General features: G+C 67.2%; 23 protein-coding genes. 12 read left to right on the top strand and 11 right to left on the bottom strand.

The window, feature by feature from the left end; translation table 11 throughout:
* Nucleotides 1-51: 51 nt before the first annotated feature.
* The 3 genes from HTZ84_RS00215 to HTZ84_RS00200 form a co-directional block, all read right to left on the bottom strand.
* Entirely contained in the window at nt 52-849 is a 798-nt protein-coding gene (locus tag HTZ84_RS00215; RefSeq protein ID WP_174678833.1) for a ZIP family metal transporter, read from the bottom strand.
* 334 nt (nt 850-1183) lie between these two features.
* Complete coding sequence (locus HTZ84_RS00205) at nt 1184-2425, bottom strand: digeranylgeranylglycerophospholipid reductase (RefSeq protein WP_174678832.1); 1242 nt, start codon at nt 2423-2425, stop codon at nt 1184-1186.
* Between the two features lie 167 nt (nt 2426-2592).
* Nucleotides 2593-3009 carry a universal stress protein gene (locus tag HTZ84_RS00200; RefSeq protein WP_174678831.1) on the bottom strand — a complete coding sequence of 139 codons (417 nt, stop codon included), beginning with the start codon at nt 3007-3009 and terminating at the stop codon, nt 2593-2595.
* A 388-nt stretch (nt 3010-3397) separates the two neighbouring features.
* On the opposite strand from HTZ84_RS00200, the gene nrfD reads away from it, so the two are divergent.
* Nucleotides 3398-4744: an NrfD/PsrC family molybdoenzyme membrane anchor subunit gene (gene nrfD, locus HTZ84_RS00195; RefSeq protein WP_174678830.1), complete on the top strand. Its 1347-nt coding sequence runs from the start codon at nt 3398-3400 to the stop codon at nt 4742-4744.
* 103 nt (nt 4745-4847) lie between these two features.
* Here the strand turns inward: nrfD and HTZ84_RS00190 are convergent, their stop codons facing one another.
* Nucleotides 4848-4997 carry a DUF7557 family protein gene (locus HTZ84_RS00190; RefSeq protein ID WP_008893999.1) on the bottom strand — a complete coding sequence of 50 codons (150 nt, stop codon included), beginning with the start codon at nt 4995-4997 and terminating at the stop codon, nt 4848-4850.
* 159 nt (nt 4998-5156) lie between these two features.
* On the opposite strand from HTZ84_RS00190, the gene HTZ84_RS00185 reads away from it, so the two are divergent.
* On the top strand, nt 5157-5396 hold the full coding sequence (locus HTZ84_RS00185) for a hypothetical protein (RefSeq protein WP_174678829.1): 240 nt from the start codon (nt 5157-5159) through the stop codon (nt 5394-5396).
* 34 nt (nt 5397-5430) lie between these two features.
* Here the strand turns inward: HTZ84_RS00185 and HTZ84_RS00180 are convergent, their stop codons facing one another.
* Entirely contained in the window at nt 5431-6210 is a 780-nt protein-coding gene (locus HTZ84_RS00180) for a hypothetical protein (protein WP_174678828.1), read from the bottom strand.
* Between the two features lie 196 nt (nt 6211-6406).
* Nucleotides 6407-7495, bottom strand: a complete 1089-nt coding sequence (nirK, locus tag HTZ84_RS00175) for a copper-containing nitrite reductase (protein WP_254611685.1) — start codon at nt 7493-7495, stop codon at nt 6407-6409.
* 210 nt (nt 7496-7705) lie between these two features.
* Here nirK and HTZ84_RS00170 point away from each other — a divergent pair, with 210 nt between their 5' ends.
* On the top strand, nt 7706-8827 hold the full coding sequence (locus tag HTZ84_RS00170; RefSeq protein ID WP_174678827.1) for an aminotransferase class V-fold PLP-dependent enzyme: 1122 nt from the start codon (nt 7706-7708) through the stop codon (nt 8825-8827).
* 168 nt (nt 8828-8995) lie between these two features.
* On the top strand, nt 8996-9166 hold the full coding sequence (locus tag HTZ84_RS00165; protein WP_174678826.1) for a hypothetical protein: 171 nt from the start codon (nt 8996-8998) through the stop codon (nt 9164-9166).
* A gap of 387 nt (nt 9167-9553) precedes the next feature.
* Here HTZ84_RS00165 and HTZ84_RS00160 read toward each other — a convergent pair whose 3' ends face one another.
* A complete protein-coding gene (locus HTZ84_RS00160) occupies nt 9554-10057 on the bottom strand; it encodes a hypothetical protein (protein WP_174678825.1) in 504 nt (167 codons plus the stop codon).
* A gap of 215 nt (nt 10058-10272) precedes the next feature.
* On the opposite strand from HTZ84_RS00160, the gene uvrA reads away from it, so the two are divergent.
* The 3 genes from uvrA to HTZ84_RS00145 all read left to right on the top strand — a co-directional run bounded on the left by uvrA (nt 10273) and on the right by HTZ84_RS00145 (nt 14496).
* A complete protein-coding gene (gene uvrA / locus HTZ84_RS00155) occupies nt 10273-13236 on the top strand; it encodes an excinuclease ABC subunit UvrA (protein WP_174678824.1) in 2964 nt (987 codons plus the stop codon).
* 117 nt (nt 13237-13353) lie between these two features.
* On the top strand, nt 13354-13773 hold the full coding sequence (locus HTZ84_RS00150) for a hypothetical protein (protein ID WP_174678823.1): 420 nt from the start codon (nt 13354-13356) through the stop codon (nt 13771-13773).
* A gap of 135 nt (nt 13774-13908) precedes the next feature.
* Nucleotides 13909-14496, top strand: a complete 588-nt coding sequence (locus HTZ84_RS00145; RefSeq protein WP_174678822.1) for a GNAT family N-acetyltransferase — start codon at nt 13909-13911, stop codon at nt 14494-14496.
* Between the two features lie 281 nt (nt 14497-14777).
* Here HTZ84_RS00145 and HTZ84_RS00140 read toward each other — a convergent pair whose 3' ends face one another.
* Complete coding sequence (locus HTZ84_RS00140; RefSeq protein ID WP_174678821.1) at nt 14778-16076, bottom strand: RNB domain-containing ribonuclease; 1299 nt, start codon at nt 16074-16076, stop codon at nt 14778-14780.
* A 72-nt stretch (nt 16077-16148) separates the two neighbouring features.
* Complete coding sequence (locus HTZ84_RS00135; protein WP_174678820.1) at nt 16149-16442, bottom strand: DUF7562 family protein; 294 nt, start codon at nt 16440-16442, stop codon at nt 16149-16151.
* A 122-nt stretch (nt 16443-16564) separates the two neighbouring features.
* Between HTZ84_RS00135 and HTZ84_RS00130 the strand changes: the two genes are divergently transcribed.
* Entirely contained in the window at nt 16565-17044 is a 480-nt protein-coding gene (locus tag HTZ84_RS00130; protein ID WP_008893987.1) for an RNA-binding protein, read from the top strand.
* A gap of 387 nt (nt 17045-17431) precedes the next feature.
* Nucleotides 17432-18565 carry a serine hydrolase domain-containing protein gene (locus HTZ84_RS00125; RefSeq protein WP_174678819.1) on the top strand — a complete coding sequence of 378 codons (1134 nt, stop codon included), beginning with the start codon at nt 17432-17434 and terminating at the stop codon, nt 18563-18565.
* Between the two features lie 13 nt (nt 18566-18578).
* Here the strand turns inward: HTZ84_RS00125 and HTZ84_RS00120 are convergent, their stop codons facing one another.
* On the bottom strand, nt 18579-18722 hold the full coding sequence (locus HTZ84_RS00120) for a hypothetical protein (RefSeq protein ID WP_174678818.1): 144 nt from the start codon (nt 18720-18722) through the stop codon (nt 18579-18581).
* Nucleotides 18723-18776: 54 nt separating this feature from the next.
* Nucleotides 18777-20102, bottom strand: a complete 1326-nt coding sequence (locus HTZ84_RS00115; RefSeq protein WP_174678817.1) for a molybdopterin molybdotransferase MoeA — start codon at nt 20100-20102, stop codon at nt 18777-18779.
* 156 nt (nt 20103-20258) lie between these two features.
* On the opposite strand from HTZ84_RS00115, the gene HTZ84_RS00110 reads away from it, so the two are divergent.
* The 3 genes from HTZ84_RS00110 (at nt 20259) to HTZ84_RS00100 (ending at nt 23537) form a co-directional block, all read left to right on the top strand.
* Complete coding sequence (locus HTZ84_RS00110; RefSeq protein WP_174678816.1) at nt 20259-20621, top strand: Hsp20/alpha crystallin family protein; 363 nt, start codon at nt 20259-20261, stop codon at nt 20619-20621.
* 76 nt (nt 20622-20697) lie between these two features.
* On the top strand, nt 20698-22392 hold the full coding sequence (locus HTZ84_RS00105) for an ABC1 kinase family protein (protein ID WP_174678815.1): 1695 nt from the start codon (nt 20698-20700) through the stop codon (nt 22390-22392).
* A 62-nt stretch (nt 22393-22454) separates the two neighbouring features.
* Nucleotides 22455-23537, top strand: a complete 1083-nt coding sequence (locus tag HTZ84_RS00100; RefSeq protein WP_174678814.1) for an enolase-like domain-containing protein — start codon at nt 22455-22457, stop codon at nt 23535-23537.
* The last annotated feature ends 88 nt before the right edge of the window (nt 23538-23625 follow it).

Raw genomic sequence — 23625 nt, 5'->3', positions numbered from 1 at the left:
GACCGTTTGGAGATCAGGCTTCGGTCGAACCTCGGTCGAGTCGAGTCGCCTTCAGATAAACGTCAGTGGCACCATGACGAGCGCGCCGACGACGAGACCGGCGGCCAGTTCCGGCTTGCCGCCCCGCGGGAGCGCCCGACCGACGTCGAGTGCCTCGGGAACGAACTCCGTGAGCACGAGATAGATCATCGCGCCCGCCGCGAACCCGAAGCCGTAGGGGAGGAACTCCCTGGCGTAGCGGACGAATCCGAACGCCATCACCGCCCCGATCGGCTGGGGGAGACTCGAGAAGACGGCCCACCAGACGAGCTTCCAGTTCGCGACGCCCATCGCCGACAGCGGGATCGAGATCGCCGTCCCCTCGGGGACGTTGTGGATCGAGATCGCGACGGTCATGAAGATCGCCAGCAGCGGGACCGTAAACCCGAGGAGCCGGGTACCGCCCTCGAGGCCGAGGTCGGCGAAGGAGACGCCGATCGCGACGCCTTCGGGGAAGCTGTGGACGGTCAACACGCCGAGGATGAGCACGAGCTTCTTGAAATCGGCCTCCTCGTAGTCACGGGGATCGATGTCGACGTCCAGTAACACGTCGTGGGCGGCGATCACGAGCGCGACGCCGGCGGCCATCCCGATCGCGATCTCGAGGGGCGTCCCCTCGGCCAGCCCCTCCTCGACGAGCCCGAAGGTCGACGCCGAGAGCATGATCCCCGAGGCGAGCCCCCAGAGAACGACGTTCCGGCGGTCGCTGATCGAATCGAACAGGAGAAAGGGGACGGCGCCGAGCCCGGTCGCCAGCGCCGTCACGAGGCCGGCGACGAACACCAGCACGAAATTCTCGAGAAGCGCCATCTACACTGAAAATCGGAGGGCAAGCGGAAAGAGCCGGCGGTCGATCGTCTCCGGCGGCCTGGTCGACGCCGAGTCGACCGGGGCGAGAACGAAACCGATGGAAACGAGACCGATAGCGGCGACGGGGAGGACGGCGACAGCGTGCCGGATTCGGCGTCGCGGTCGCGATCGCCACCCTGCTCTCGATCGCGCTGCTCCGTAGTCGGAACTGAACGGCCGGCTCACCGGGAGGTAACGGCGTTTCGACGCATCGGCGAGCGGTCGACGGTCGACGAACGACGATCCGTCGCCGGTCGAAATCGGACTCGCTTTTTCGGCGAGAACGGACGGGGAGCTACAGCAACTGACCGAGTTTGAGCTGCTGTTTCGCGAAGCGAGCGAGCAGCGGCGCGTCGTCGATATCGAACAGCTTCGCGAGGGCCAGAATGTTTCCGTTGTTCGCCGCCGCGAGCGTCTCCTCGTCGAGCCGGTGGAGGTCCTCCATGAACTGGTCGTAGCGCTCGTTGGGGGCGAGATAGAGCAGTTGGGTCATCAGCAGCCGCTTGCGCTGGTTGGGCGCGACGTCGCGGTGCCAGAGCGTGTCGTAGACCTCGAGGTTCTCAGCGGTCGGCTCGAGGCCGTGTTTGAGACAGCTGTCGACCGCGACGGCGGCGACCCGGCCGGACTGCATGCACTTGTTGATCCCCTCGCCCCACAGCGGGTCGACCGTCGGGACGGTGTCGCCGATGGCCAGGAACCGGTCGGTGTGCATCCGTTCCGGCAGCTGGATGTGGGCCGAACCGCGGTGTTGTTTCCCCTCGAGGCGCGTCGCGTTCGCGAAGCGGGGATCCGTCTCGAGCCAGTGCTCGAGGTAGTCGTCGACCGTGTGGCCGTCCTTGGCGTACCGACTGTGGTGCTCGTTCTGGATGTAACAGAGTCCGACCTTGGCGGTGTCCTCGCCGGTGTGGAAGATCCACGAGTAGCCGCCGGGCGCGATCTCGTGGTCCAGCCGGAGCATCATCGCGTCGCGGAGGTCGGCGAACCCGGGGCGGTCGATGTCGATCCCCTCGAACTCGTACTCGATGCCGATCGCGTGGTTCTCCCGTTTCAGGTCGACGACGTCGAGTTTCTTCGCCAGCGGTGCGGACGGTCCCGTCGCGTCGATGACGACGTCGCCGTAGACCTCCTCGTCGCCGTTGTACCGAACGCCGACGATCTCGCCGTTCTCCATGATCGGGGCGGTGACGCGGGCGTCGAACAGATACTCCGCGCCGCCGTCGCGACCGTCCTCGACGAGGTAGCGCTTGAAGTCGGCGAACTCGAGCACCGCGCCGGGCTGTTCCTGGACGTAGTGATCGGTCGGCGACTCGAGGACGACGTTGTCGGTGTACTGCATGACGACGTCGTCCGGGATCCCGAAGGAGGCCATCATCGACGGGAACGTTCCCGCGGTCGACTTGTTGCTCTGGCGCGGGAACTCGTCTTCCGACTCGGTCTCGAGGACCACGACGTCGTAGCCCCTGGCAACGAGGTCACGTGCGCACTGTCCCCCGGCCGGACCGGCACCAGCGATGACCACATCGTAGCGGTTGTTCATACCGCCGAAACTATTTCGAAGCCACATTAGTTTATTCAGTTGCGGTGGAGTGTCCGTCCCCAGACAACGAATTTCGAAGGCGGGGGAAGAGACGCCCCACCGCCGGTTTAGCCGCCGTCCGGACCTCTCGGACGGGACGACGCGCTCGCTCGTTCGATCGACGACCGTCAGCGAACGATCGTCACCGGAACGGGCGATCGACGGGCGATCCGTTCCGCGACGCTCCCGAGCAAGACCCGCGAGATTCCCGACCGGCCGTGACTGCCGACGACGATTCGGTCGACCCCGCGGTCGGTCGCGTACTCGAGGACGGCGGCCGCGGGCTGGCCGGTCAGAAGCGCCGTCTCGATCTCGCAGTCCCGCTCGGCCGCGGTCTCCCGAGCCCTCTCGAACAGTGCGGTCGCCTGCTCCCGGCGCTGTTCGCGGATCCCGTCGGCGCCGATGTGGGCGGCCTCGCCGTAGCCGCTCTCGTTCGGATCGACGACGTGGACGACGACGATCTCCTCGTCGGGGTGGTTCTCGAGCGCGTACTCGAGGGCCGCCCGACCGGGAGCCGACTCGTCGAGGGCGACCAGGAACGTCATGGCTGGCGATTCGGCCCGCATCCACTTGGAGGTGCCACACCGTTCACAGCCACTGCAGCGGCGTCCCGAATCCAGTCGGTCGTTGACGCCCCGATGGCGCTACCGAAACGTCCGCATACGGGCGACAATTTGTCGTTACTCGAGTCGCGGCGTTCGCGGTCGATCGCGGAGCGACGGCTCGCAGCGGCGCGCAAAACCGCAACTGAGAATCGGCTCGCGGCCGCGTCTCGAGCGAACCGAACGGATGGCTGCACGGGACGATCGGAAGCCGACTCGATCGGAACCGCCGACCGAGGGCGAGCGTCCGTTTCGGCTCGTTCGGCGGTGCTTGCAAAGCCAACGGATGCAATAAGGGGACCGGCACCCGTAGGCTTGCGAAGCTCTCCCAATGAGTACGAAAACGCCGCGGAAGGCCGACATCCTGCGCCCGATACAGAACACCTCGACGAAGTACTTCGCGCTGGTCGCCGTCGCCGGACTGGCGTTTACCCTGTTCCTGCTGGGCTGGTTCTACCAGCTCTGGGAGGGGATGGTCGTCACCGGCCTCGCGGACTGGGGGTCGGGCGGCGGCGTCACGTGGGGCGTCTACATCGGCGCGTTCATCTGGTGGGTCGGGATCGCACACGGCGGGATCATCCTCTCGGCCGCCGTCCGGCTGCTCGGCATGGAACGCTACATGCCGGTCGCTCGCCTGGCCGAGCTCCTGACGATCGCCGGCCTCTCGGCGGCCGGCTTCTACATCATCGTCCACATGGGCCGTCCGGACCGGATGGTCACGAGCGTGCTGGGCCACTACCACATCACGGTTCACAACTCGCCGCTGGTGTGGGACGTGACCGTCATCACCGCCTACCTCGTGTTGACGGCGACCTACCTGTCGCTGACGCTGCGCTACGACGTCAGCCGCCTGCGCGATCAGCTACCGGATCGGTTCGATCCGATCTACCGGTTCCTGACGATCGGCTACACCGAGAAGGAAGACGAGGTCATCGACCGGATGGTCTGGTGGCTCGCGCTGGCGATCATCATCATGGCGCCGCTCCTGCTCCACGGCGGCGTCATTCCGTGGCTGTTCGCGGTGATCCCGACGATGCCGGGCTGGTTCGGCGCCGTTCAGGGGCCGCAGTTCCTCACGATCGCCCTGACGTCGGCGATCAGCGGCGTGATCCTGCTGTCCTACGCCTTCCGCTGGGCCTACGACTGGGATCACATCATCACCGACGACATCTTCCGCGGGCTGCTGCTGTGGCTCGGCTTCTTCTGTCTGCTCTTCCTCTGGCTGCAGCTCCAGCAGCTCACGACCGGCCTGTTCGCGGCGCCCGTGGACGTGACCCACGCCGCGGAGGGGCGGATTCACCAGCCGCTCTACGTGCTCGCGATGGGGCTCGTCGCCGCGACGCTCGCGTTCATCTTCGCACAGACGATCCGGCCGGCGCTGTTCACCAAGAAGCGGGCCGTCGTCTCCGGCCTCGCGGTGCTCACCGGCACGCTGATCGAGAAGATCCTGTTCGTCGTCGAGGGGTTCCTGCACCCGACCATGGACATCTACGGCGCGGTGCCCGGCGAGTACTTCCCGAGTCTCATCGAGATCTCGTCGCTGACCGGCACGGTCGGGATGGTGACCCTGTTCTTCCTCACGGTGGCCAAACTGTTCCCGGTCGTCGAGCTCCACGCGATCGAACACCTTCAGGAGAAACAGGCGCCCCAGGAGGAACCGGTGATTCACGACGACTGACGGCTGGCCCGTTATAGTGAGCGGAGTCACGCCTCGACGGTCGTCTCGCCGTCGGGTTCCGATCGAACGAGAAGGCCGGATACGCGAGGCCGGTCGCCGACCGTCACTCGGAGTAGCCTTCCTGCAGGAACGCGCCCTCGGTCTCGTAGATCGAGAGGAGTTCCTCGAGGAACTCCTCGTAGGACTCGCCCTCTTCGCAGTGGCTGTCGAGCCGTTCTTTCATGTCGTCGCTGAGTTCGATGGTGTGAGTCATGGCTGGACGGAAGCGAACGCTCCGACCGTACCGTCGTCACCGGCCGTCAAATAGCCCGGGGACGCGTTTGCAGCGCGACCGGTCGCGTGACGGTCGCTCGAGGCGCGGCTGGCACGGGACGGCCCGGAAGTTAACCCGATCGTCGTGATAGCGCCGAGTATGACAGCGACACTGACCGACGACGAGGTCGGCAAGACAGTTGTCGACGCCGAAGGCAAGGAGCTCGGTATCGTCGCGAAAGTCGAGAACGGGCGCGCCTCCGTCGATCCGAACCCGTCGATCGCGGAGCACCTGCTCGCCTCGCTCGGCGTCGAGGGAGAGGACGAAGAGGACTACGTCGTCACGGAGGATATGCTCGATTCCGTCGGCGAGGAGATCGTGCTGCGGGGCAACCTCTGAGGCGGCGCACGACCGCCCGGAACGCCGTCCGCGGCTACTGTTCGAACGACTGTTCGCGCCAGGTCGTCCAGTCGTAGAGCCGCTCGAGTTCGCCGCCCTGCTGGCGGATGGCGACGGCGGTGTCGAACAGGAAGGCGGCGACCAGCGTCGTACCGACGATCCAGACCGCGTCGGTTAGCGCCTCGTACCCCGACAGGTAGCCGGCCACGAGATCGACGGAGACGACGGCGACCAGACAGAGGATCGCCGGCAGCAGGTGGCGCGTCAGCGCCGCGAGCGTCGTCCCCTCGTGGACGCGGACCGTCCGAACGGCGTAGAGCACGGCCCACGCCGAGGTGACGATCCAGCCGACGGCGATCACCGGGTGCGTCCAGTCGCTCTCGAGGAGGAAGGTTCCCCACCACGCGGCGACGAAGACCGCGACGACGGCGTAGTCGGCCCACGCGGGGACCAGTCGCGACCGCCCCTCCCCGGGCCGCTCGGCGTGGTACATCGCGCGGATCGCCAGCGCGAGAAAGAGGATGAAGAACAGCACCGCACCCTCGGCGAACAGGGAGAGCGAGTCGGCCTCGAGCACCACCGTCCCGACGTCGGCGACGGAGTACGCGATCGCGGCGCCGATCGCGGCGAAGAGGTACCACTGCGCTTCGCGGACGTCGGCGACGAGCACGTCGCGGACGAAGACAGACGCGTAGTACAGCAGGACGAGCGCGGCGACGCCGACCGCGAGGGAGGCGAACAGCTGCCCGATCGCGACCGTCGCTTCCGGATCGCTGGCGTCGAACGCGAGTAGCGGTGCCGGGACGAACATCATCGGGCGAGTGTTTCCCGGCGACCCTGTAAAAGCCCGCCCTCAGTTACCGAGGAACGGGAACACGACGCGAGAGCGCTCGATCAGCGTCGCGGCGGTCGCCGAACCGGGTCGCATGCGGACGTCGGGGGCGATATGTGGGTACGAAGAAGGAGGAGTGGTCGCTCGAGTCGATGCCGTGCTGCTGAGGCGATCAGGGTCACGGGTTCTCGTCGTAGAGGTCGCGAGCGGGGTCGCCCTCGACGTGGATTTCGGCGAGGGCGCCCCTGCGAGTGGCGCGGGTCAGCGCGTGGTCGACGATCTTGACGGGACCGGGAACGGGGAACTCCATCTCGCCGGCGGTCGTCGTGCCGGGCGCGACCGGGGCCGTCTCGATGTTGCGGTCGGGGTCGGTCAGGAGGTCGCCGTCGCGGTAGTAGCGGCTCCAGACGTTGCCGATGGGGTGGACGGCGCTGGTGAGGTTGGGACCGCCGTTGGCGAAGTACACCCGGACGGTCTCGCCGGTTTTAGCCCGCATGGCGTGGTCTTCGGTGAGGCCGTAGGCCTGGCCGTTGAAGACGACGTAGGTGGGCTGTTCGGCGAGCATGGCGTCGAAGTCGAAGGCGTGGTGGCCCTCCTCGCCGACATCGCCGTCGGTGTAGAGCTCGTGCTGGCCGAGGTAGTACTCGCGGTCGACCTCCGGGAGGCCCTCCTCGGGCTCGACGAGGATCGCGCCGAACATGCCCGAGCTGATGTGGTAGTCCATGTTCGGGATCGCGCAGTGGTAGATGAACACCCCGGGGTAATCGGCCGTGAAGCTGATCTGGGCGGGATCGTCGCCGGGGCTGACCGTCGTCGCCTCGGCGCCCCCGCCGGGCCCGTAGACCGCGTGGAAGTCCATGTTGTGCTGGGCCATGTTCAGGTCCTCGGGCACCTCGAAGGTGAGGGTGATCCGATCTCCTTCACGGACCCGAATCATCGGCCCCGGAACCTGGCCCTCGAAGGTCATGTACTCGAACGTAACCCCGGGCTCGATTTCGGCGACCAGTCGCTCGGTGCGGACGGTCACGTCGTGTTCGCGGGGCTCGGTCCAGTCGACCGGCGCGGGGATGTCGGTCGGATCGCGGGCGATCCGGTCGACGGCGACAGCCTTCGCCGCCGACAGTCCCTCCTCGCCGTCCGTCTCGGGGTCGGTCGTCGCGCTGTCCCCCTGGGGCTCGTCGCCACCGAGGCAACCGGCCACCGCGACGGTGCCGGCCGCGCCCAGTGCCGCCATGAACTGCCGTCGGTTCGCTGCTGTCGTTGTCATTGGCCTTCTCCTCATCTCTACCTACGAGTGGACATACGGTCAATACCCGCGATGATTCTCGAGCGATAGTAATCTCAGCGGCCGTTCCCTCGATACAGAGGGTGCTTAAATATGCCCGAACAGTGATCGGCTGCCCAGTACGATTCAACTCGTCGCCGCGGCTCGAAACCGATCGTCAGAACGAACACGACGCCGGCCGACGGACGGGGTATGGACCCCATCGAGTTGCGCGAGACGATGCCGGCCCTCGAGTCCGGCGCGTATTTCAACTGGGGCGCGGGCGGCCCGAGCCCGCGCCGCGTCGTCGAGGCGGCCGAATCGAGCCTCGAGTCCCACGAGTTCGAGGCCCCGACGAACGAGGGGCAGTATCCCGCGGCGTTCGACGCCTACGACGAGGCGCGGGACGCGATCGCGGGCCTGCTGGGCGCCGCGCCCGCCGAGATCGCGCTCACGGAGAGCACGACCGACGGGATCAACCGCGTCGCGGGCGCGCTCGACTGGGACGACGGCGATACCGTCGTCCGAACCGACCTCGAGCACGCCGCCGGCGTGCTCCCGTGGCGGCGCCTCGAGCGCGAGCGGGGAGTCGACGTGCGGGTCCTCGAAACCGAGCGCGGACGGCTTGCTCTCGAGGACGTGACGGCGGCGGCCGAGGAGGCGACGCTGTTCTGCGTGAGTTCGCTCACCTGGACCCACGGTACCCGACTGCCGGTGTCAGAAATCGTCGACATCGCCCGCGACGCCGGCGCGCTGGTCCTCGTCGACGCCGTGCAGGCGCCCGGCCAGTCGCCGGTCGACGTCCGCGAATGGGGCGCCGACTTCGTCGTCGCCGCGGGACACAAGTGGCTCGTCAGCCCCTTCGGCTCCGGGTTCATGTACGTCCGAGACGGCGTCGCACGCGATCACGACCTCGTTCCCGCCGCGATCGGCTACCGCAGCGTCGTCGACCCGGACGCAACGGACTACGAGTACGCGCCGGGTGCCGGGCGGTTCGAAGTCGGCACGTCGAGCCCCGCGCCGCACGCGGGGCTGGCGGAATCGATTCGGACGCTCGAGGAGATCGGCATCGACGCGATCGAATCGCGGATCGAACGGCTCACGGACCGGCTCAAGGACGGTCTCGAGGACGACCGACTACTGAGTCCGCGGGCCTTCGAGTCCGGCCTCGTCACCGTCGACGTCGACGACCCCGAGGCGACCGTCGAGCGGCTTTCGGACGCCGGCATCGTCGTCAGGTCGTTGCCAGCCCCCGATGCGATCCGGGCGTCGGTCCACGCGTTCAACACCAGGGAGGATATCGATCGGCTGCTCGAGGCGCTGTCGAACGGCTGAGCCGTCGCTTCGACGGGTCGGAGAGAGTAGATCTGGAACTGAAGTCGCAATCGACCTCACCGATAACCGTCAAGAGCGGCGTGCTGAATACGGAGTGCGGCTCTCGTTGAGAAGTCTACGCCGTTGCAGGCTGTTGGATTTTCCGTCTCGATACCCTCAGCACCATCTATGGCCGGATTGATCCAGCGAACGGCGCGGGCGATCGACGATATGTGGCAGTCGATATGGCACGGGTCGAGTCGCGCCGAGAAGGTCGTGATCGCCATCCTGCTTCTGGTCACCGGATTGGCGATCCCGGTGATCCCGATCGTCTGGATCGCCCGGATTATCGCCAACTGATCGACGGAGTGGCGCGGCGGGCGAGACACGCGGTTTCTATTCAGCAGATCGACTACCGAACGCCCGTCGAGAGGGGCGTGCCGAATAGCGGGGACGCACTTATCGCGGTCCGTCGGATCGTCTGCACTATGGAATCCTCGCCGCCGACCACCTGTCCGCGTTGTGGCAAGCGAGAGGCGTACTCGGCCCGGTATACGACGCCGGGATGGCGAATACAATTCTACGAATGCGATAACTGCGGTCGCAGATACGACCCGTATCTCGACGCAGCGTACAACGGAGACTGACGAAGCGTTCGCACGCGTAATTACCGCCCACAATCCACCTGTGTATCCGGGTGAATAGTTCCCGCTATCGCCTACGAATACCCACACCGAAGACCGACCGTCAGTCGCCGGAGTCGTCGTCGCTCGAGTGCGCCGCGGCCTCGAGCATCGTCTCCCGCTCGTCGAAGTACGCCGGCGCGTCGCGGTCGGCCTCGAACTCGAGCAGGCGGGAGAGGGCGTCCTCGCCGTCGTCGACCTCCTCGGCCAACTCTTCCGCGAGGTCCGTGTAGGCGCCGGCCAGCGTCTGGAAGGCCTCCATTCGCGTCTGTTTGGCCTCGAGCAGCAGCTGTTTCTCCTTGACGTCGCTCTCGAGTTCCTCGAAGGCGTCGAGGTCTAACTCGTCGCCGGGACCGTCCGGCGTCGACGGGGCGTCGGTCCCCGTCGTCGCCGTCCCGTGGTCCTCGAGCTGGCCGCGGAGTTCGGCCATGTCCTCGTCGATCTCGGCGAGCAGGTCGTCGGCCTCGGAGCGCATGGTCTCGACGCGCCCGGAGAGCAGCCCCGCCTGCGTGTGGCAGTAGTCGACGAGGTCGTCGACCGCCAGACCGGGGTCGGTGTCGTCGCTCATGACTTTCCGTTGGGGAGTCCGACCGAAGTCACTTTGGACTGGGGGCTCGGATCGTCACGAGGTCGCAGCGACGGGAGCGTTCGATCGGGCTAGCTGCTAGCAAATCCCATTCTATCGGGCTTTCAGACCCGTTAAGTCCTTCCGGCCACTGACTCCATCACAGTGAATCGAGCAGCGAGTCGCGCAATTATGCAGTCACCGATCACCACGAAATTATGAGCAAGGACTACATCGAGGTGCGGGGCGCGGAGGAACACAACCTCAAGGACCTCGACGTCACCATTCCCCGCGAGGAGTTCACCGTCGTCACCGGCCTTTCGGGGTCGGGCAAGTCCTCGCTGGCGTTCGAGACGATCTACGCCGAGGGCCAACGCCGGTACATCGAGAGTCTCTCGGCCTATGCCCGGAACTTCCTCGGTCAGATGGACAAGCCGCAGGTCGAGACCGTCGAAGGCCTCTCCCCGGCGATCTCGATCGACCAGAAGAACGCCGCGAACAACCCCCGATCGACGGTGGGGACCGTCACGGAACTCCACGACTATCTCCGTCTCCTCTACGCCCGCGTCGGCACCCCTCACTGTCCCGAGTGCGGCCGCGAAGTCGGCGAACAGTCGGCCCAGAACATGGTCGAACGCATCCTCGAGCTCCCCGAGGGCACGAAGGTCAAGCTGGCGGCGCCGGTCGTCCGCGACCAGAAGGGCGCCTTCGAGGACCTCTTCGAGGAACTCGTCTCGGAGGGGTACGCCCGCGTCGAGATCGACGGCGAGGAACACGACCTCACGCTGGACGATCCCGATCTGGACGAGAACTTCGACCACACCGTCGACGTCATCGTCGACCGCGTGAAGGTCTCCGCGGAGGACCGCCCGCGCATCATCGACAGCGTCGAAACCGCGCTCGACGAGGCCGAGGGCGTCCTGAAGGTCATCCTGCCGGACGCGCCGAAGGACGTCGCGAGCGACCTGGGCGACGCGGCCCGCCGGACGGGCGCCCTGGGCGACGAGACCGAGGAGGACGACCGCTTCGTCGTCGAGTTCTCGAAGGACCTCGCCTGCACGCACTGCGGAATCGACGTCCCCGAGATCGAGACCCGCTCCTTCTCCTTTAACTCGCCCCACGGCGCCTGTCCCGAGTGCGAAGGGCTGGGCGAGACCAAGGAGGTCGACGAGGACCTCGTCGTGCAAGACGAGTCCAAGCCGCTCAAGCACGTCTTCGAGGCCTGGAGCTACAACCGGTCGTACTACCGAACCCGCCTCGACGCCGTCGCCGAGCACTTCGACGTCTCGCTGTCGACGCCGTTCGAGGAGTTAGACGAGGACGTCCAGCGGGCGTTCCTCTACGGCACCGACGGCGAGGTCGTGTTCAAGCGGAGCACGAAAAACGGCACCCGCCGGAAGCGAAAGCGCTTCGAGGGCGTCATTCCGAACCTCGAGCGCCGGTACGTCGAGACCGACTCCGACTCGACCAGAGAGCACATCGAGGACTACATGTCCGCGACGGAGTGTCCGGCCTGTGACGGCACGCGGCTGAAGGCCGCGAGTCGAGCCGTGCTCGTCGACGAGACGGCGATCACCGAGATCAACGCGATGAGCATCGGCGACGCCTTGGAACACTTCGAATCGATGGAAGCCGACCTCACCGAGCGCGAGAAGGTCATCGCCGAGGAGATCTTAAAGGAGATCCGCGCGCGACTCGGCTTCATGTGCGAGGTCGGGCTGGACTACCTCACGCTCGACCGGGAGGCCGCGACGCTGTCGGGCGGAGAGAGCCAGCGCATCCGCCTCGCCACGCAGATCGGCTCCGGCCTCGTCGGCGTCCTCTACGTGTTAGACGAGCCCTCGATCGGGCTCCACCAGCGGGACAACGACCGCCTGCTCGACACCTTAGAGGAACTGCGGGACCTCGGAAACACCCTCATCGTCGTCGAACACGACGAGGAGACGATGCGCCGGGCGGACCAGGTCATCGACATGGGTCCCGGCCCGGGGAAGCGCGGCGGCGAGGTCGTCGCCAACGGCCCCGTCGAGGAGGTCAAAGCGACCGAGGGCTCCGTGACGGGCGATTACCTCTCGGGCCGCCGGCAGATTCCGGTGCCCGACGAACGCCGCGATCCCGACGGTGCGCTGACGATCCGCGGCGCCCGTCAGCACAACTTAGACGACGTGGACGTCGACATCCCGCTGGGTAACTTCACGGCGATCACGGGCGTCTCCGGCTCCGGCAAGTCGACCCTGATGCACGAGGTGCTCTACAAGGGGCTGGCCCGCGAGATGAACGACAACACGTCGGTCATCCCGGGCGACCACGACGCCCTCGAGGGCCTCGACGCGATCGAGACCGTGCGCCTGATCGACCAGTCGCCGATCGGCCGCACGCCCCGCTCGAACCCGGCGACGTACACCAACGTCTTCGACTACATCCGCGAGCTGTTCGCCCAGACGAAGCTGGCGAAACAGCGCGGCTACGAGAAGGGCCGATTCTCCTTCAACGTCAAGGGCGGCCGCTGCGAGGAGTGTGGCGGGCAAGGGACCGTGAAGATCGAGATGAACTTCCTCTCGGACGTCTACGTCCCCTGCGAGGAGTGCGACGGCGCGCGATACAACGACGCCACGCTCGACGTCACCTACAAGGGCAAGACCATCGCCGACGTCCTCGAGATGGAAGTCGAGGAGGCCTACGAGTTCTTCGAGTCCTCGAGCCAGATCCGGCGGCGCCTGAAGCTGCTGAAGGACGTCGGCTTAGACTACATGAAGCTCGGCCAGCCCTCCACGACGCTGTCGGGCGGCGAGGCCCAGCGGATCAAGCTCGCCGAAGAGTTGGGGAAGAAGGACACGGGCGAGACGCTCTACCTGCTCGACGAGCCCACCACCGGGCTCCACAGCGAGGACGAGCGCAAGCTCATCGACGTGCTCCACCGGCTGACCGACAACGGCAACACCGTCGTCGTCATCGAGCACGAACTCGACCTCGTGAAGAACGCCGACCACATCATCGACCTCGGCCCCGAGGGCGGCGAGAACGGCGGCGAGATCGTCGCGACGGGGACGCCGGAGGAGGTCGCGCGACTCGACGACTCCCACACCGGCCGCTACCTGCGCGATCTGCTCCCGAAGGTCGACATCGAGGGGCCCCGCGGCGAGCGCGTCGAACCCGTGACGGCGCCGATGGACGACGACTGATCGCGACTCGTCGACCGTTTTCTGCGTTCTCCGTTCTCTTCGTTTGGCTCCCGTCCCGCCAGTTCCGACGACGGCGATCCGAACGGGTAATGCCGGCCGCAGTCGAATCGTCGTGCGATGAACGCTCGCAAGGCCGTTCTCCGCCGCGGGCTCGCGGGCGGCGGCGTCGCGACGCTCCTGCTGGCCGGCGCCTTCGTCGCCGCGCTCGGCGTCCCGACGACGCCCTCGAGGCTCGGTATCGTCGCGTGGCTCGTCGCCGTCGGCGGCGGCATGCTCGTCGCCGGCCGCCGGGAGCGAATCTCGCTCGGGTCGACGACCCTCGAGTGGCCCCGCGTCGCCGCCGTCGCGATCGCGCTGCTGGCCGTCGGCTGGGCCGCGATCAGCGTCGCGAGCCTCCTCCGGGGCGACGGTATCACCGGACTCGGGGCGCTCGAGGGCGTGCTCACCGCCGGGCTCGTGGGCTACTTCGCGTGGTTCGCCCGCGAGTGCTGGGTCGGCGGCAGCGTGATCGAGGCCGAAACGTTCGTCGTCGACTGAATCGGCGACGGGACTCCCGTCTCGATTCGCGCACACCGACGAAATCGAGAAAGTCGTATTCGGACGTATCAGGACCTGTACAACCGTTCAACGTCCGGCCCCGGACTTTTGGTTACGGAGTTGGTACGATGTCACGTGAGTCGAGCCGTCCGGCCGGCGACGCGCGACGACGTCTGGGCGATCCACCAGACGGCCCGCGAGAGCTGGCACGCCGCCTACGACGAGATCCTCGGCGCCGACCGGGTCGACGAGGTCGTCGACGACTGGTACGCGATCGGCGACCTCGAGTCGTCGATCGACGGCGCGAGCGAGCGGGCGGACGTGGCCTTCCTCGTCGCCGAGTCGGCCGACGACGGCGCTCGAACGCGATCGACGGACGACCGCGCAGACCGCATCGGCGAGTTCGACCGCGAGTGTGCCGGGTTCGCCCACGCCGTCCCGTGGCCCGAGGACCCGGCGGTCGGCTATCTCGCGCGCCTGTACGTCACCCCCGAGATCTGGGGAGAGGGGACCGGGACGCAGTTGTTAACGCGACTCGAGGCCGACCTCGGGGACGCGTTCGACCGCCTTCGGCTGGCCGTCCTCGCGGCCAACGACGTCGGGATCGCGTTTTACGAATCCGCGGGGTTCGAACGCGTCGCGACCCGGGAGAACGATCTGGCCGCCGGCCTCGAGGAGTACGTCTACGAGCGACCGATCGCGAGCGCGGACGGGGAGAGATAGCGACTGACGAGCGTCGCTCCTCGAGTCGAACGCGATATCGGCGTTTTGGAGAGCGGTACGTCTCGAATACGCTGCTCACGGACGCGAAGCGGCCGTCTGCTCACGGCGACCGTGCGGCGTTCGCATGGGATGCGGGACCGGAGGTCCCGCACGACTCGCGAAGACCTCGCACGGCTTCGGAGCACGGTTCCCGATACGCTCACCGTGATCAGGTGCGCCGCCGCACGCGGTTCGATCAGACTGGAGAGAACGAGACGGAATACCCGCGCGATAGCCGACCGTTACAGCGTCTTGTCGGCTTCGTCGTCGTCCACGACCTCGATCCCGCGGTTGTTGACCGCCATCGGATCGAGACCGACCTCCTGGAGGAAGTTCTTGTACTCGCGTTCGCACTGCTCGGCGTCCTTCTGCTTGTCGCTGGCGCGGTCGCAGAGTTCGATCAGGTTCTCGGGGACGTCGTTCTGGTAGACGATCCAGTGGTTGATCAGGTCGCTGAGCCGACGGATGGGGCTGGTGAAGTGGCCGTAGATCTCGAAGTTCAGCGCGTGGTGGCCGCCGAACGGGTCGTTCATGTACTTCGCGCGGGGCATCACCTTCATCACTGCCCACTGGATCTTGTCGAGTTGCCGTCCGGGCGCCTCCTCGAGCGTCGCGTTGACGGCCTTTCGGGGGTCGTCCCACGTGCTGCCGGGGATCGAGACGCCGTCTAGGTCCTGAATCTCCCGGAGGGCTTCGGACCACTCGTCGGGGCTCGGCTGCGGGTGGACGCGGTACATCGCCTCGACGCCGCGAGACCACATGAGCTCGTGCGTGACGGCCTTGTTGGCCTTCAGCATGCACTCCTCGATGATGGTGTGGGCCCGGTCGCGGGCGGGGTTCAGGACGAGCGAGCCGTCCTCCTTGCGCTGTTCGTGCATCCGGTTCGCGACCTCGTAGACCAGTTTGTTCTCCTCGTGGAGGTCGGCGTCGGGATCCTCGAGGCGGTTCTCGGCCTGCGAGTAGGTCAGGCGCTCGTCGGATTCGATGACGGACTTGTAGATGTCGATGGTCTCGTAGGAGAGGTTCTCCTTGTCGAGGTGCATCTCGACGGTGTGAGCCAGTCGGTCCTCGTTTGGCACCAGCGAGCAGACGGTCTCCGCGAGGACGGGCGGAAGCATGTGGATGGTGTAGCCCGGCAGATAGACCGTGTTCCCGCGCTCGACGGCCTCGTCCCACATCGCGGTGTCGGGGTTGACGTAGTGGGTGACGTCGGCGATGTGGACCCAGAGAACGTACTCGTCCTCGCGTTCCTCGATCGAGAGCGCGTCGTCGAAGTCCTGAGCGTCGATGGGGTCCGTCGTCCAGGTCGTCAGATCCCGGAGATCCTCGCGTTCGTCGATCTCGTCGTGGATTTCCGTCCCGACGTCCTCGGTTCGCGCTTCGGCTTCCTCGAGCACCTCGGCGGGAAACTCGTCGCGGATCTCGAACTTCTCGAAGAGTTCGTCGCGTTTGTTCTCGAGGTGGCGCGCGAGGTCCTCGGAGACCTCGACCGGGCCCTGGCCGTCGGCCGTCCCGGCCTCGGCCTGTGCGTCGTTACTCATATCGGTGCCTACGGACGTGAAGGTGAAAGTCGTGTCGGGATGGGGAGACGGAGACGGCGAGGGTCGCCGCCGTCAGGATTCCTCCTCGAGCGTCCCGTAGCGCTCTTCGACGGTCTCGAGGTAGTCGGCGAGAAAAGAGGCCCGATCCGTTTCGCCGGCTTCGCTCTCGACGAGCAGGGCCTCGAGTTCGTCCCGCGGATAGTGACAGAGATCGTCGTGACAGGATTTGCATAGGTGTTCGAACTCCTTGTCCTCGCGATCCCAGCGGTCGCCGTGTTTGTCGTACTCGCGCGCCATCGACCGGGTGACCTGGTCGCCGCAGGCGAGACACGTGACCGTCTCAGTGCGCGTCCGGGAGGGCCACATAGCTAACCGGACACCGTGCTAGTACTTAGCGATTGTCACACCCCTAATCGGCGGCGACTCTCAGGGCCTCCGATCGGTCGCCGAACGGGCCTTTTATCTCTCGCTCGGCCGTTGGACCGGGTATGCAGGTCAAGTCCCGACACCATCTCCGCAGCGACGTCGTCTCGGACGTCGAGACGGCCCTCGAGGAGCAACTCGGCGTCTCGCCCGAGGGCGACGCCTACGAGCGCGTCGAGTTCGAGGACACCGACTGGGAGGTCGTCCTCATCGACGGGGAGCCACAGGTCGCGTACTTCGACGAGGAACCGTTCCTGACCGTCAGAGGCGCCAACGCCTACGAGCCCGAGAAGCGCCTGGTCACGGTCGACGCCGGCGCGATCTCGTTCGTCAGCGACGGCGCGGACGTGATGCGACCGGGGATCACGGAGGCCACCGACGACATCTCGCCCGACGATCTGGTCGTCATCGCCGAGGAGTCCCACGGAAAGGTGCTGGCGGTCGGCCGCGCTCGCGTCGACGGCGAGGATATGGCCGGCGACGAGGGGAAGGTCATCGACTCGCTGCACCACGTCGGCGACGAACTCTACGAGTTCTCCGGCTAACGGCTCCAGAAACTGTTCTCCGCGGCGCTGTACGCAATTTCTCTCGAGTTCGTATTGCGGTGACTCGAGAGGGAGGGGCGCTGCTTCGTTGCGGTTGTCCTAGCATTCACGAGCGAAGCGAGCGATTCACCGCCGGAGCGGGGCGAAGCCCCGCGACGGCGGCCTTTTTTCATCGACGGCCACAAGAGCGAAGCTCTTGCTGCGCCCGTCAGAAATCTTCGATTTCTGAGGACGGTTTTTGGCAGCGTGGGACCGGAGGTCCCACGTGACGTGCGAACGGGCCTTCGGCCCGTGAGCAGACGGGGTTCGAGCGAGCGAAGCGAGGGAGGACCCCGTTAAAAAAGGTTGGTGGGAACGGTTACAAGCCTCCCGCTGGTGCGGTGTGGTATGACACGACTCCGCGATTCGGATCGCGAGCGGATCGCCGCCCTGTTCGACCGCCACCTCGAGGTCGGGCTCCACCACGGCGCGCAGCTGGCCGTCTACGTCGACGGTGAGCGGGTGCTCGACCTCGCGGGCGGCCGCGAGGGGCCAGACGGCGACCGCGAGACCCCCGAGACGCGACACGTGCTGTTCTCGTGTACGAAGCCCTACGCCGCCGTGACGCTGCACACGCTGGTCGACGAGGGGGAACTCGCGTACGACGACCGGGTGGTCGATCACTGGCCGGAGTTCGCCGACGAGGGGACCGAGAAGGCCGAGATCACCGTCCGACAGGTCCTCAGCCACACCGCGGGACTCAATCAGGGAGAGATCGACGACCGGCCCGACCTCTGGACCGACTGGGACGCCGCGGTCGCACAGATCGAGGCGATGGAGCCGAACTTCCCGCCGGGCGAGACGCCGGCCTACCACGCGCTCACCTTCGGCTGGCTGGTCGGCGAACTCGTCCGTCGGGTGTCCGGATCGTCGATCGAGGAGGCCGCAAAAGAGCGCGTGTTCGAGCCGCTGGGAATGGACGACACCGGAATCGGCCTCCGGGAGAACGAGGACGACGACGTGGCAACGCTAGTCGGTTTCGATGCGTTCGACCGCTGTCGAGACCCCGGCGAGGGGCTCGGGGACAACGCCGAGGTCGCGGCGCCGTTCAACGCCGAGGAGATCCACCGCGCCGTGATCCCGGCGGCCAACGGGATCGGAACCGCCGGCGACATGGCGCGCTTCTACGCCTGTCTCGCCAACGGCGGCGAACTCGAGGGCACGCGGCTCCTCTCGGCGGAGACCGTCGAGCGGATGACGGCCCTCGAGGCAGAGACCGACGCGGACGGCACGCTCGGCCGTGAGGGCCGGTTCGCGCTCGGCTTCTGGAAGGGCGGAACGACGGTCGCCCCCTACGGGACGCTCTCGCCAGAGCGCGTCTTCGGCCATGCGGGACTCGGCAGTAGCGTCGGCTGGGCCGACCCCGAGGAGAATATCGCCTTCTCGTACGTCACGAACGGGGTTCGGGACGGTTCCTACGAGCACGTCGCTCGCGTGAACGCGCTCGCGGACGCGGTTCGGCTCGCGGTACTGTCGGACTGAGTCCGGCGAGGTGCTAGTTGACCAGGTTGTAGAAGACGTCGCTGAACGTGATCAGGATGAGCGCCGCGATGACGATCAGCACCAGGAAGGTGAAGAATACGATCGCGGCCTGTCGTCCGTCCAGCGTTTCCCCCTCGAGGAATTCGTTCAGTTCCATGACCGTGAGTACGATCGTCACGGTAAAAACAGTGTCGAGACGAAATGAGTCAGCTTACACGTTCGGTTCCCAGTTCTCGACCGCGACGGTCTCGCCCGCGGGGATCCCCTCGCGGTCGTCGTCGACGACCACCCAGCCGTCGGCCAGCGCGACGCTCGAGAGCACGCCGGAGCCGCTCGCTCTGGTCGGCGTCGCCGCGTACCGCGGCTCGTCGGCCGCGAGGTCGGCGGCGTCCTCGCGGTCCTCGAGTCGGACCCGCGCGAAGGTCCGCGTTCCGGGCTCGCTGGGGATCTTGCGCTCGAGGCGAGCGAGGGTCGTCGGGTGCGGGTCGGGTTCGGTCCCCTCGAGCCAGCGCATCACGGGTCGGAGGAACTGGACGGCGTTGACGATACAGGCGACGGGATAGCCCGGCAGCGCGAGGACGGGCGTCTCCTCGACGATTCCGAGACAGACGGGGTGGCCGGGCTTGAGCCCGACGCCGTGGACGAGCACTTCGCCCAGCTCGTCGATCACCTCGGGGAGGAGGTCGCGCTCGCCGACGGACGAGCCGCCGGTGGTGACGATGACGTCCTTCGTCAGGTCCCGCTGGATCGCCACGCGAAGCGACTCGAAGTCGTCGGTGACGACGTCGCGATAGGTCGCGCGACCGCCCCAGCGCTCGACGAGTCGGGAGACGGTGAGCCCGTTGGTCTCGATCACTTCGCCCGGTCCCGGATCGGCCTCGACGAGTTCCTCGCCGGTCGGGATCACGCCGACCGTCGGAGGCTCGGCGACCGCGACGCGGGCGTAGCCCGCCGACCGCAGCAGGCCCAGATCCGACGGCCGCAGCCGATGGCCGGCGTCGTAGAGGTGCTGATCCGCCTCGACGTCCTCGCCGACCGGCGCGACGTTCTCGCCCTCGGCGACCGCGTCCTCGATCTCGACTTCGCCGGCCGACTCGAGTTCGGTCACCCGTTCGATCATGACGACGGCGTCGGCGCCCGCCGGGAGGGCGCTGCCGGTGTGGACGCGGGCGGCGGTCTCGGGCCCGACCTCGGCGTCGGCGCCGACGCTCTCTGCGATTCGCAGCACTTCGGGGGAGCGGTCGCTGGCGCCGAACGTGTCCGCGGCGCGGACGGCGTAGCCGTCCATCGCGGCCCGCTCGTAGTGGGGGACGCTCCGGGCCGAGGCGACGGGGGCGGCCAGCACGCGGCCGTCCGCGCGCTCGACCTCGAGCCGTTCGGTCCCCGTCAGCGGCGAGAGCGTGTCTCCGTCGTCGCCGTCCGCAGCGGCCGCGTCGCCGGCCCCCGCGACGGCCTCCCTGAGTATCCGTCGCGCCTCGTCGACCGGCGTCCGTTCCTTGAACCCGGCCCGCTTGCGCTCGCTGTCGGCTCCGTCCATACCTGCACTCGGGTCGCCGGGCGCCTAAAACGTGGGGGACCGCCCCCGTCGACGGACCCCGCGATCGGCCGCGTCCCGCGTCGGTCGCGGCGCCGTCCGACAGTCGAATCGACCGCTACCGCGGCCTTTTTCGTATCGGCGTTCGAACCTGTAGCCATGTCAGCGCTTCGCGCCGCACTGCAGGATCTCTCGGAAGACGTCTTCTTCGATCTGCTCGAGAGCGAGGACGCCTACCTGCTCGTCCTCGACGTTCCGGGCGTCTCCGCCGACTCCCTCGAGGTGGCGGTCGACGACGGACGGCTCTCCATCGAGGCCCACCGCGAGAAGGACCCCGCGGGCGACTATCAGTACGTCGAGGAGAACCGCTCGCTCTTTCTCGATATCGAGCTTCCCCTCCCCGCCGACGCGGTCGGCACGGAGACGGAAGCGATCGTCGAACGCGGCGTCCTCGAGCTGACTCTCCCCAAAACGTCGGCGACGGGCGAGACGACGATCGACGTCGTCGAGGAAGACTCCTAACCTGAGGTGACACAGACTGGGCTCCCTCCGTGCGTACAAGCGGTTCGTCCTCGTCGCGTGGCAGTTCCTCCCGCTGTTGCTCGCCTACGCCCGTGACCGGCACCGATTCCTCCTGTTCGGGCGGCCGCGGTCGGTCGGCGCCGAGACCCACCGCCACCGCGCGGAGGTCCTCCTCGAGTCGCTGCTGACCCTCGGGCCGACGTTCATCAAACTCGGCCAGCTGCTCTCGACCCGGCCCGACGTGCTCCCGCCGGCGTACATCGACGTCCTCGCGGCGCTGCAAGACGAGGTGCCGCCGGCCGACTGGGCCGACGCGAAGCGGGTCCTCGAGGCGGAGATCGGCCCCGTCGACGAGAACTTCGCCGAGTTCGAGACCGAGGCGATCAGCGGCGCGAGCCTCGGGCAAGTGTATCACGCGCGGGTCGACCCCGAGGTCGTCGACGCCGTCGGGACGGCGGACTCGACGACCGAATCGGAGGGGACTCGAGCGGACGGCGCCGGAGGACGCGACCCCGCCGGCCGCGAGGTCGCGGTGAAGATCCGGCGGCCGGACATCGAGGAACTGGTCAACGCGGACCTGCGGGTGATCAAGTGGTCGCTGCCGATCCTGCTGTACTTCGTCGACGAGTCCCGAGCCTTTTCCCTGCGGAACCTCGCCGACGAGTTCTCGAAGACGATCCGCGAGGAGATGGACTACGAGCGCGAGGCCGAGATGCTCCGGGAGATCCGGACCAACTTCGCGGGCGACGATCGGTTCGTCATCCCCGACGTGATCGAGAGCCACTCCGGTCAGCGCGTGCTCACGATGGAGTACATCGAGGGGACGAAGATCAACGACCTCGGGGAACTCGAGCGCAAGGGGATCGATCGGACGCGACTCGCGGAGAACTTGGAACGGGCGTACCTGCAGATGATCATGGACGACGGGGTCTTCCACGCCGATCCGCACCCGGGGAACCTCGCGGTGACCGACGACGAACAGATCGTCTTCTACGACTTCGGGATGTCGGGCCGGGTCGACTCGTTCGTCCAGGAGAAGATCATCGACTTCTACGTCGCCGTCGCCAACCAGGACATCGACGGCATCCTCGACGCGCTGATCGAGATCGGCACCTTGAGCCCCGACGCCGACCGGGGCGTGATGGCCGAGGTGATGGAGATCGCCATCCAGGACGCCCGCGGCGAGGACGTCGAACAGTACCGGGTCAACCAGATCGTCGGCCAGATCGAGGACTCGATCTACGTCTTCCCGTTCCGACTCCCCAAAAATCTCGCGCTCGTCTTGCGGGTCGCGACCGTCGTCGAGGGGGTCTGCGTTACCCTCGATCCCGACTTCGACTTCATCTCGGTCGCGACCGACTACCTCACCGAGGAGGGGTACCGCGAGGAGTCGATCCGACAGTACGCCCGGGAGACCGGCGAGAACATCCGCAGAACCGGCGAGTCCCTGACTCGACTCGCGCCCAAAGCCGAGCGCGCCCTCGACCGGCTCGACCGGGACGACCTCTACGTCCGCATCGGCCTCGAGGACGAGGAGAACGTCTTCGACACGTTCGCGAAACGGCTGATCTACGGCATGTTGCTCACGATGTCGCTGTTCTCGACGGGCGTCCTCTACGCGCTCGAGGCGCCCCGGGCGTCGATCGTCGCCGCCGTCTTCTCGCTGGTCGTGACGGTCCTGCTCTACCGCTCGTTCCGCGAACCGAAAGGGATCGGCGCCAAACCGCAGTTCACGCGACAGAGCATGCGCCAGCGCCGCGGCGAGGAGTGAGGGGAGTCCCGGACGAGACTCTCGCACCGAGCAATTTTCCGTTAACCCGTCGATACTCCGGTATGGACTACGAGCGAATCGCCGACCTACCGGTGACGATCGACGACGTCGCGGCCGAGCGCCTCGAGCGCGAGACCTCGAGCGAGTTCACGCGCGTCACGACCGAATTCGCCCTCTCCGGCCCCGGTCCGGACGGCGAACCGGTCGTCGGTCGCGGCGAGGACGTCACCTACGAGACCGCGGATCACGACGCGCTGGCCGAGTCGGGGCTGCCCGATCTCGCCGGCGAGTGGACGATCGACTCGTTTTCGTCGCGCCTCGAGTCGGTCGACCTCTTTCCCGCCGGCGCGCCGGACCGCGACGTGTTCCGCAACTACCGGCGCTGGGGCCTCGAGAGCGCGGCGCTGGACCTCGCCTTGCGGCAGGCCGACACCGACGTCGCGAGCGCGCTCGGCCGGTCGCTCGATCCCGTCCGGTTCGTCGCCAGCACCCGGCTGGGCGAGCCGCCGACGACCGATCGCCTCGAGGCCCTGCGAGAACGGGTTCCGGGCCTCGAGTTCAAACTGGATCCGATCCCGGCGTGGGACGACGACCTCGTAGCGGGGATCGACGACGCCGTCGGGTCCGACGCGATCCGCATTCTCGACCTCAAGGGCCAGTACGAGGGGACCGACGTCGACGTCCCCGCCGATCCCGACCTGTACGAGCGGGTGCTCGAGGCCTTCCCCGACGCGGTGGTCGAGGACCCCGCCCTGACCGCTCGGACGCGGCCGCTGTTCGAGGACGCCGACGTCCGGGGGCGGGTGTCGTGGGACGCCCCGATCCACGGCCTGTCGGACGTCGAGGCGCTCCCCTGGGAGCCCGACTGGCTCAACGTCAAGCCCTCCCGGTTCGGCTCCCTCGAGTCGCTGCTCGAGACGCTGGCCTACTGCGAGGCGAACGAGATTCGGCTGTACGGCGGCGGCCAGTTCGAACTCGGCGTCGGCCGGGGGCAGATACAGACGCTCGCCGCGCTGTACTACCCCGACGGGCCGAACGACGTCGCGCCGCGGGCGTACAACGATCCGACCGTCGGCGACGGGCTCCCGGCGAGTCCGCTCGAGCCGCCGACCGAACCGCGCGGGTTCCGCTGGGACGGGACGTAACCACCGACTCGGGACGGGATCGGTCCCGCGTCGTCGGGTTCGAACCGCGGGCGGCGATCGGCGTGGGTCTCACGGCGCGTCCGCCGTG

Source organism: Haloterrigena gelatinilytica (assembly GCF_013342145.1).
Lineage (GTDB): Archaea > Halobacteriota > Halobacteria > Halobacteriales > Natrialbaceae > Haloterrigena > Haloterrigena gelatinilytica.
Note: the sequence above shows the minus strand (reverse complement) of the source record. Positions and strands in the feature narration are given on the sequence as shown.

What these genes read in the sequence shown, in the direction of transcription:
- HTZ84_RS00215 (WP_174678833.1), bottom strand. Translation starts at nt 849, where the DNA reads ATGGCGCTTCTCGAGAATTTCGTGCTGGTGTTCGTCGCCGGCCTCGTG.
- HTZ84_RS00205 (WP_174678832.1), bottom strand. Translation starts at nt 2,425, where the DNA reads ATGAACAACCGCTACGATGTGGTCATCGCTGGTGCCGGTCCGGCCGGG.
- HTZ84_RS00200 (WP_174678831.1), bottom strand. Translation starts at nt 3,009, where the DNA reads ATGACGTTCCTGGTCGCCCTCGACGAGTCGGCTCCCGGTCGGGCGGCC.
- nrfD (WP_174678830.1), top strand. Translation starts at nt 3,398, where the DNA reads ATGAGTACGAAAACGCCGCGGAAGGCCGACATCCTGCGCCCGATACAG.
- HTZ84_RS00190 (WP_008893999.1), bottom strand. Translation starts at nt 4,997, where the DNA reads ATGACTCACACCATCGAACTCAGCGACGACATGAAAGAACGGCTCGAC.
- HTZ84_RS00185 (WP_174678829.1), top strand. Translation starts at nt 5,157, where the DNA reads ATGACAGCGACACTGACCGACGACGAGGTCGGCAAGACAGTTGTCGAC.
- HTZ84_RS00180 (WP_174678828.1), bottom strand. Translation starts at nt 6,210, where the DNA reads ATGATGTTCGTCCCGGCACCGCTACTCGCGTTCGACGCCAGCGATCCG.
- nirK (WP_254611685.1), bottom strand. Translation starts at nt 7,495, where the DNA reads ATGACAACGACAGCAGCGAACCGACGGCAGTTCATGGCGGCACTGGGC.
- HTZ84_RS00170 (WP_174678827.1), top strand. Translation starts at nt 7,706, where the DNA reads ATGGACCCCATCGAGTTGCGCGAGACGATGCCGGCCCTCGAGTCCGGC.
- HTZ84_RS00165 (WP_174678826.1), top strand. Translation starts at nt 8,996, where the DNA reads ATGGCCGGATTGATCCAGCGAACGGCGCGGGCGATCGACGATATGTGG.
- HTZ84_RS00160 (WP_174678825.1), bottom strand. Translation starts at nt 10,057, where the DNA reads ATGAGCGACGACACCGACCCCGGTCTGGCGGTCGACGACCTCGTCGAC.
- uvrA (WP_174678824.1), top strand. Translation starts at nt 10,273, where the DNA reads ATGAGCAAGGACTACATCGAGGTGCGGGGCGCGGAGGAACACAACCTC.
- HTZ84_RS00150 (WP_174678823.1), top strand. Translation starts at nt 13,354, where the DNA reads ATGAACGCTCGCAAGGCCGTTCTCCGCCGCGGGCTCGCGGGCGGCGGC.
- HTZ84_RS00140 (WP_174678821.1), bottom strand. Translation starts at nt 16,076, where the DNA reads ATGAGTAACGACGCACAGGCCGAGGCCGGGACGGCCGACGGCCAGGGC.
- HTZ84_RS00135 (WP_174678820.1), bottom strand. Translation starts at nt 16,442, where the DNA reads ATGTGGCCCTCCCGGACGCGCACTGAGACGGTCACGTGTCTCGCCTGC.
- HTZ84_RS00130 (WP_008893987.1), top strand. Translation starts at nt 16,565, where the DNA reads ATGCAGGTCAAGTCCCGACACCATCTCCGCAGCGACGTCGTCTCGGAC.
- HTZ84_RS00125 (WP_174678819.1), top strand. Translation starts at nt 17,432, where the DNA reads ATGACACGACTCCGCGATTCGGATCGCGAGCGGATCGCCGCCCTGTTC.
- HTZ84_RS00120 (WP_174678818.1), bottom strand. Translation starts at nt 18,722, where the DNA reads ATGGAACTGAACGAATTCCTCGAGGGGGAAACGCTGGACGGACGACAG.
- HTZ84_RS00115 (WP_174678817.1), bottom strand. Translation starts at nt 20,102, where the DNA reads ATGGACGGAGCCGACAGCGAGCGCAAGCGGGCCGGGTTCAAGGAACGG.
- HTZ84_RS00110 (WP_174678816.1), top strand. Translation starts at nt 20,259, where the DNA reads ATGTCAGCGCTTCGCGCCGCACTGCAGGATCTCTCGGAAGACGTCTTC.
- HTZ84_RS00100 (WP_174678814.1), top strand. Translation starts at nt 22,455, where the DNA reads ATGGACTACGAGCGAATCGCCGACCTACCGGTGACGATCGACGACGTC.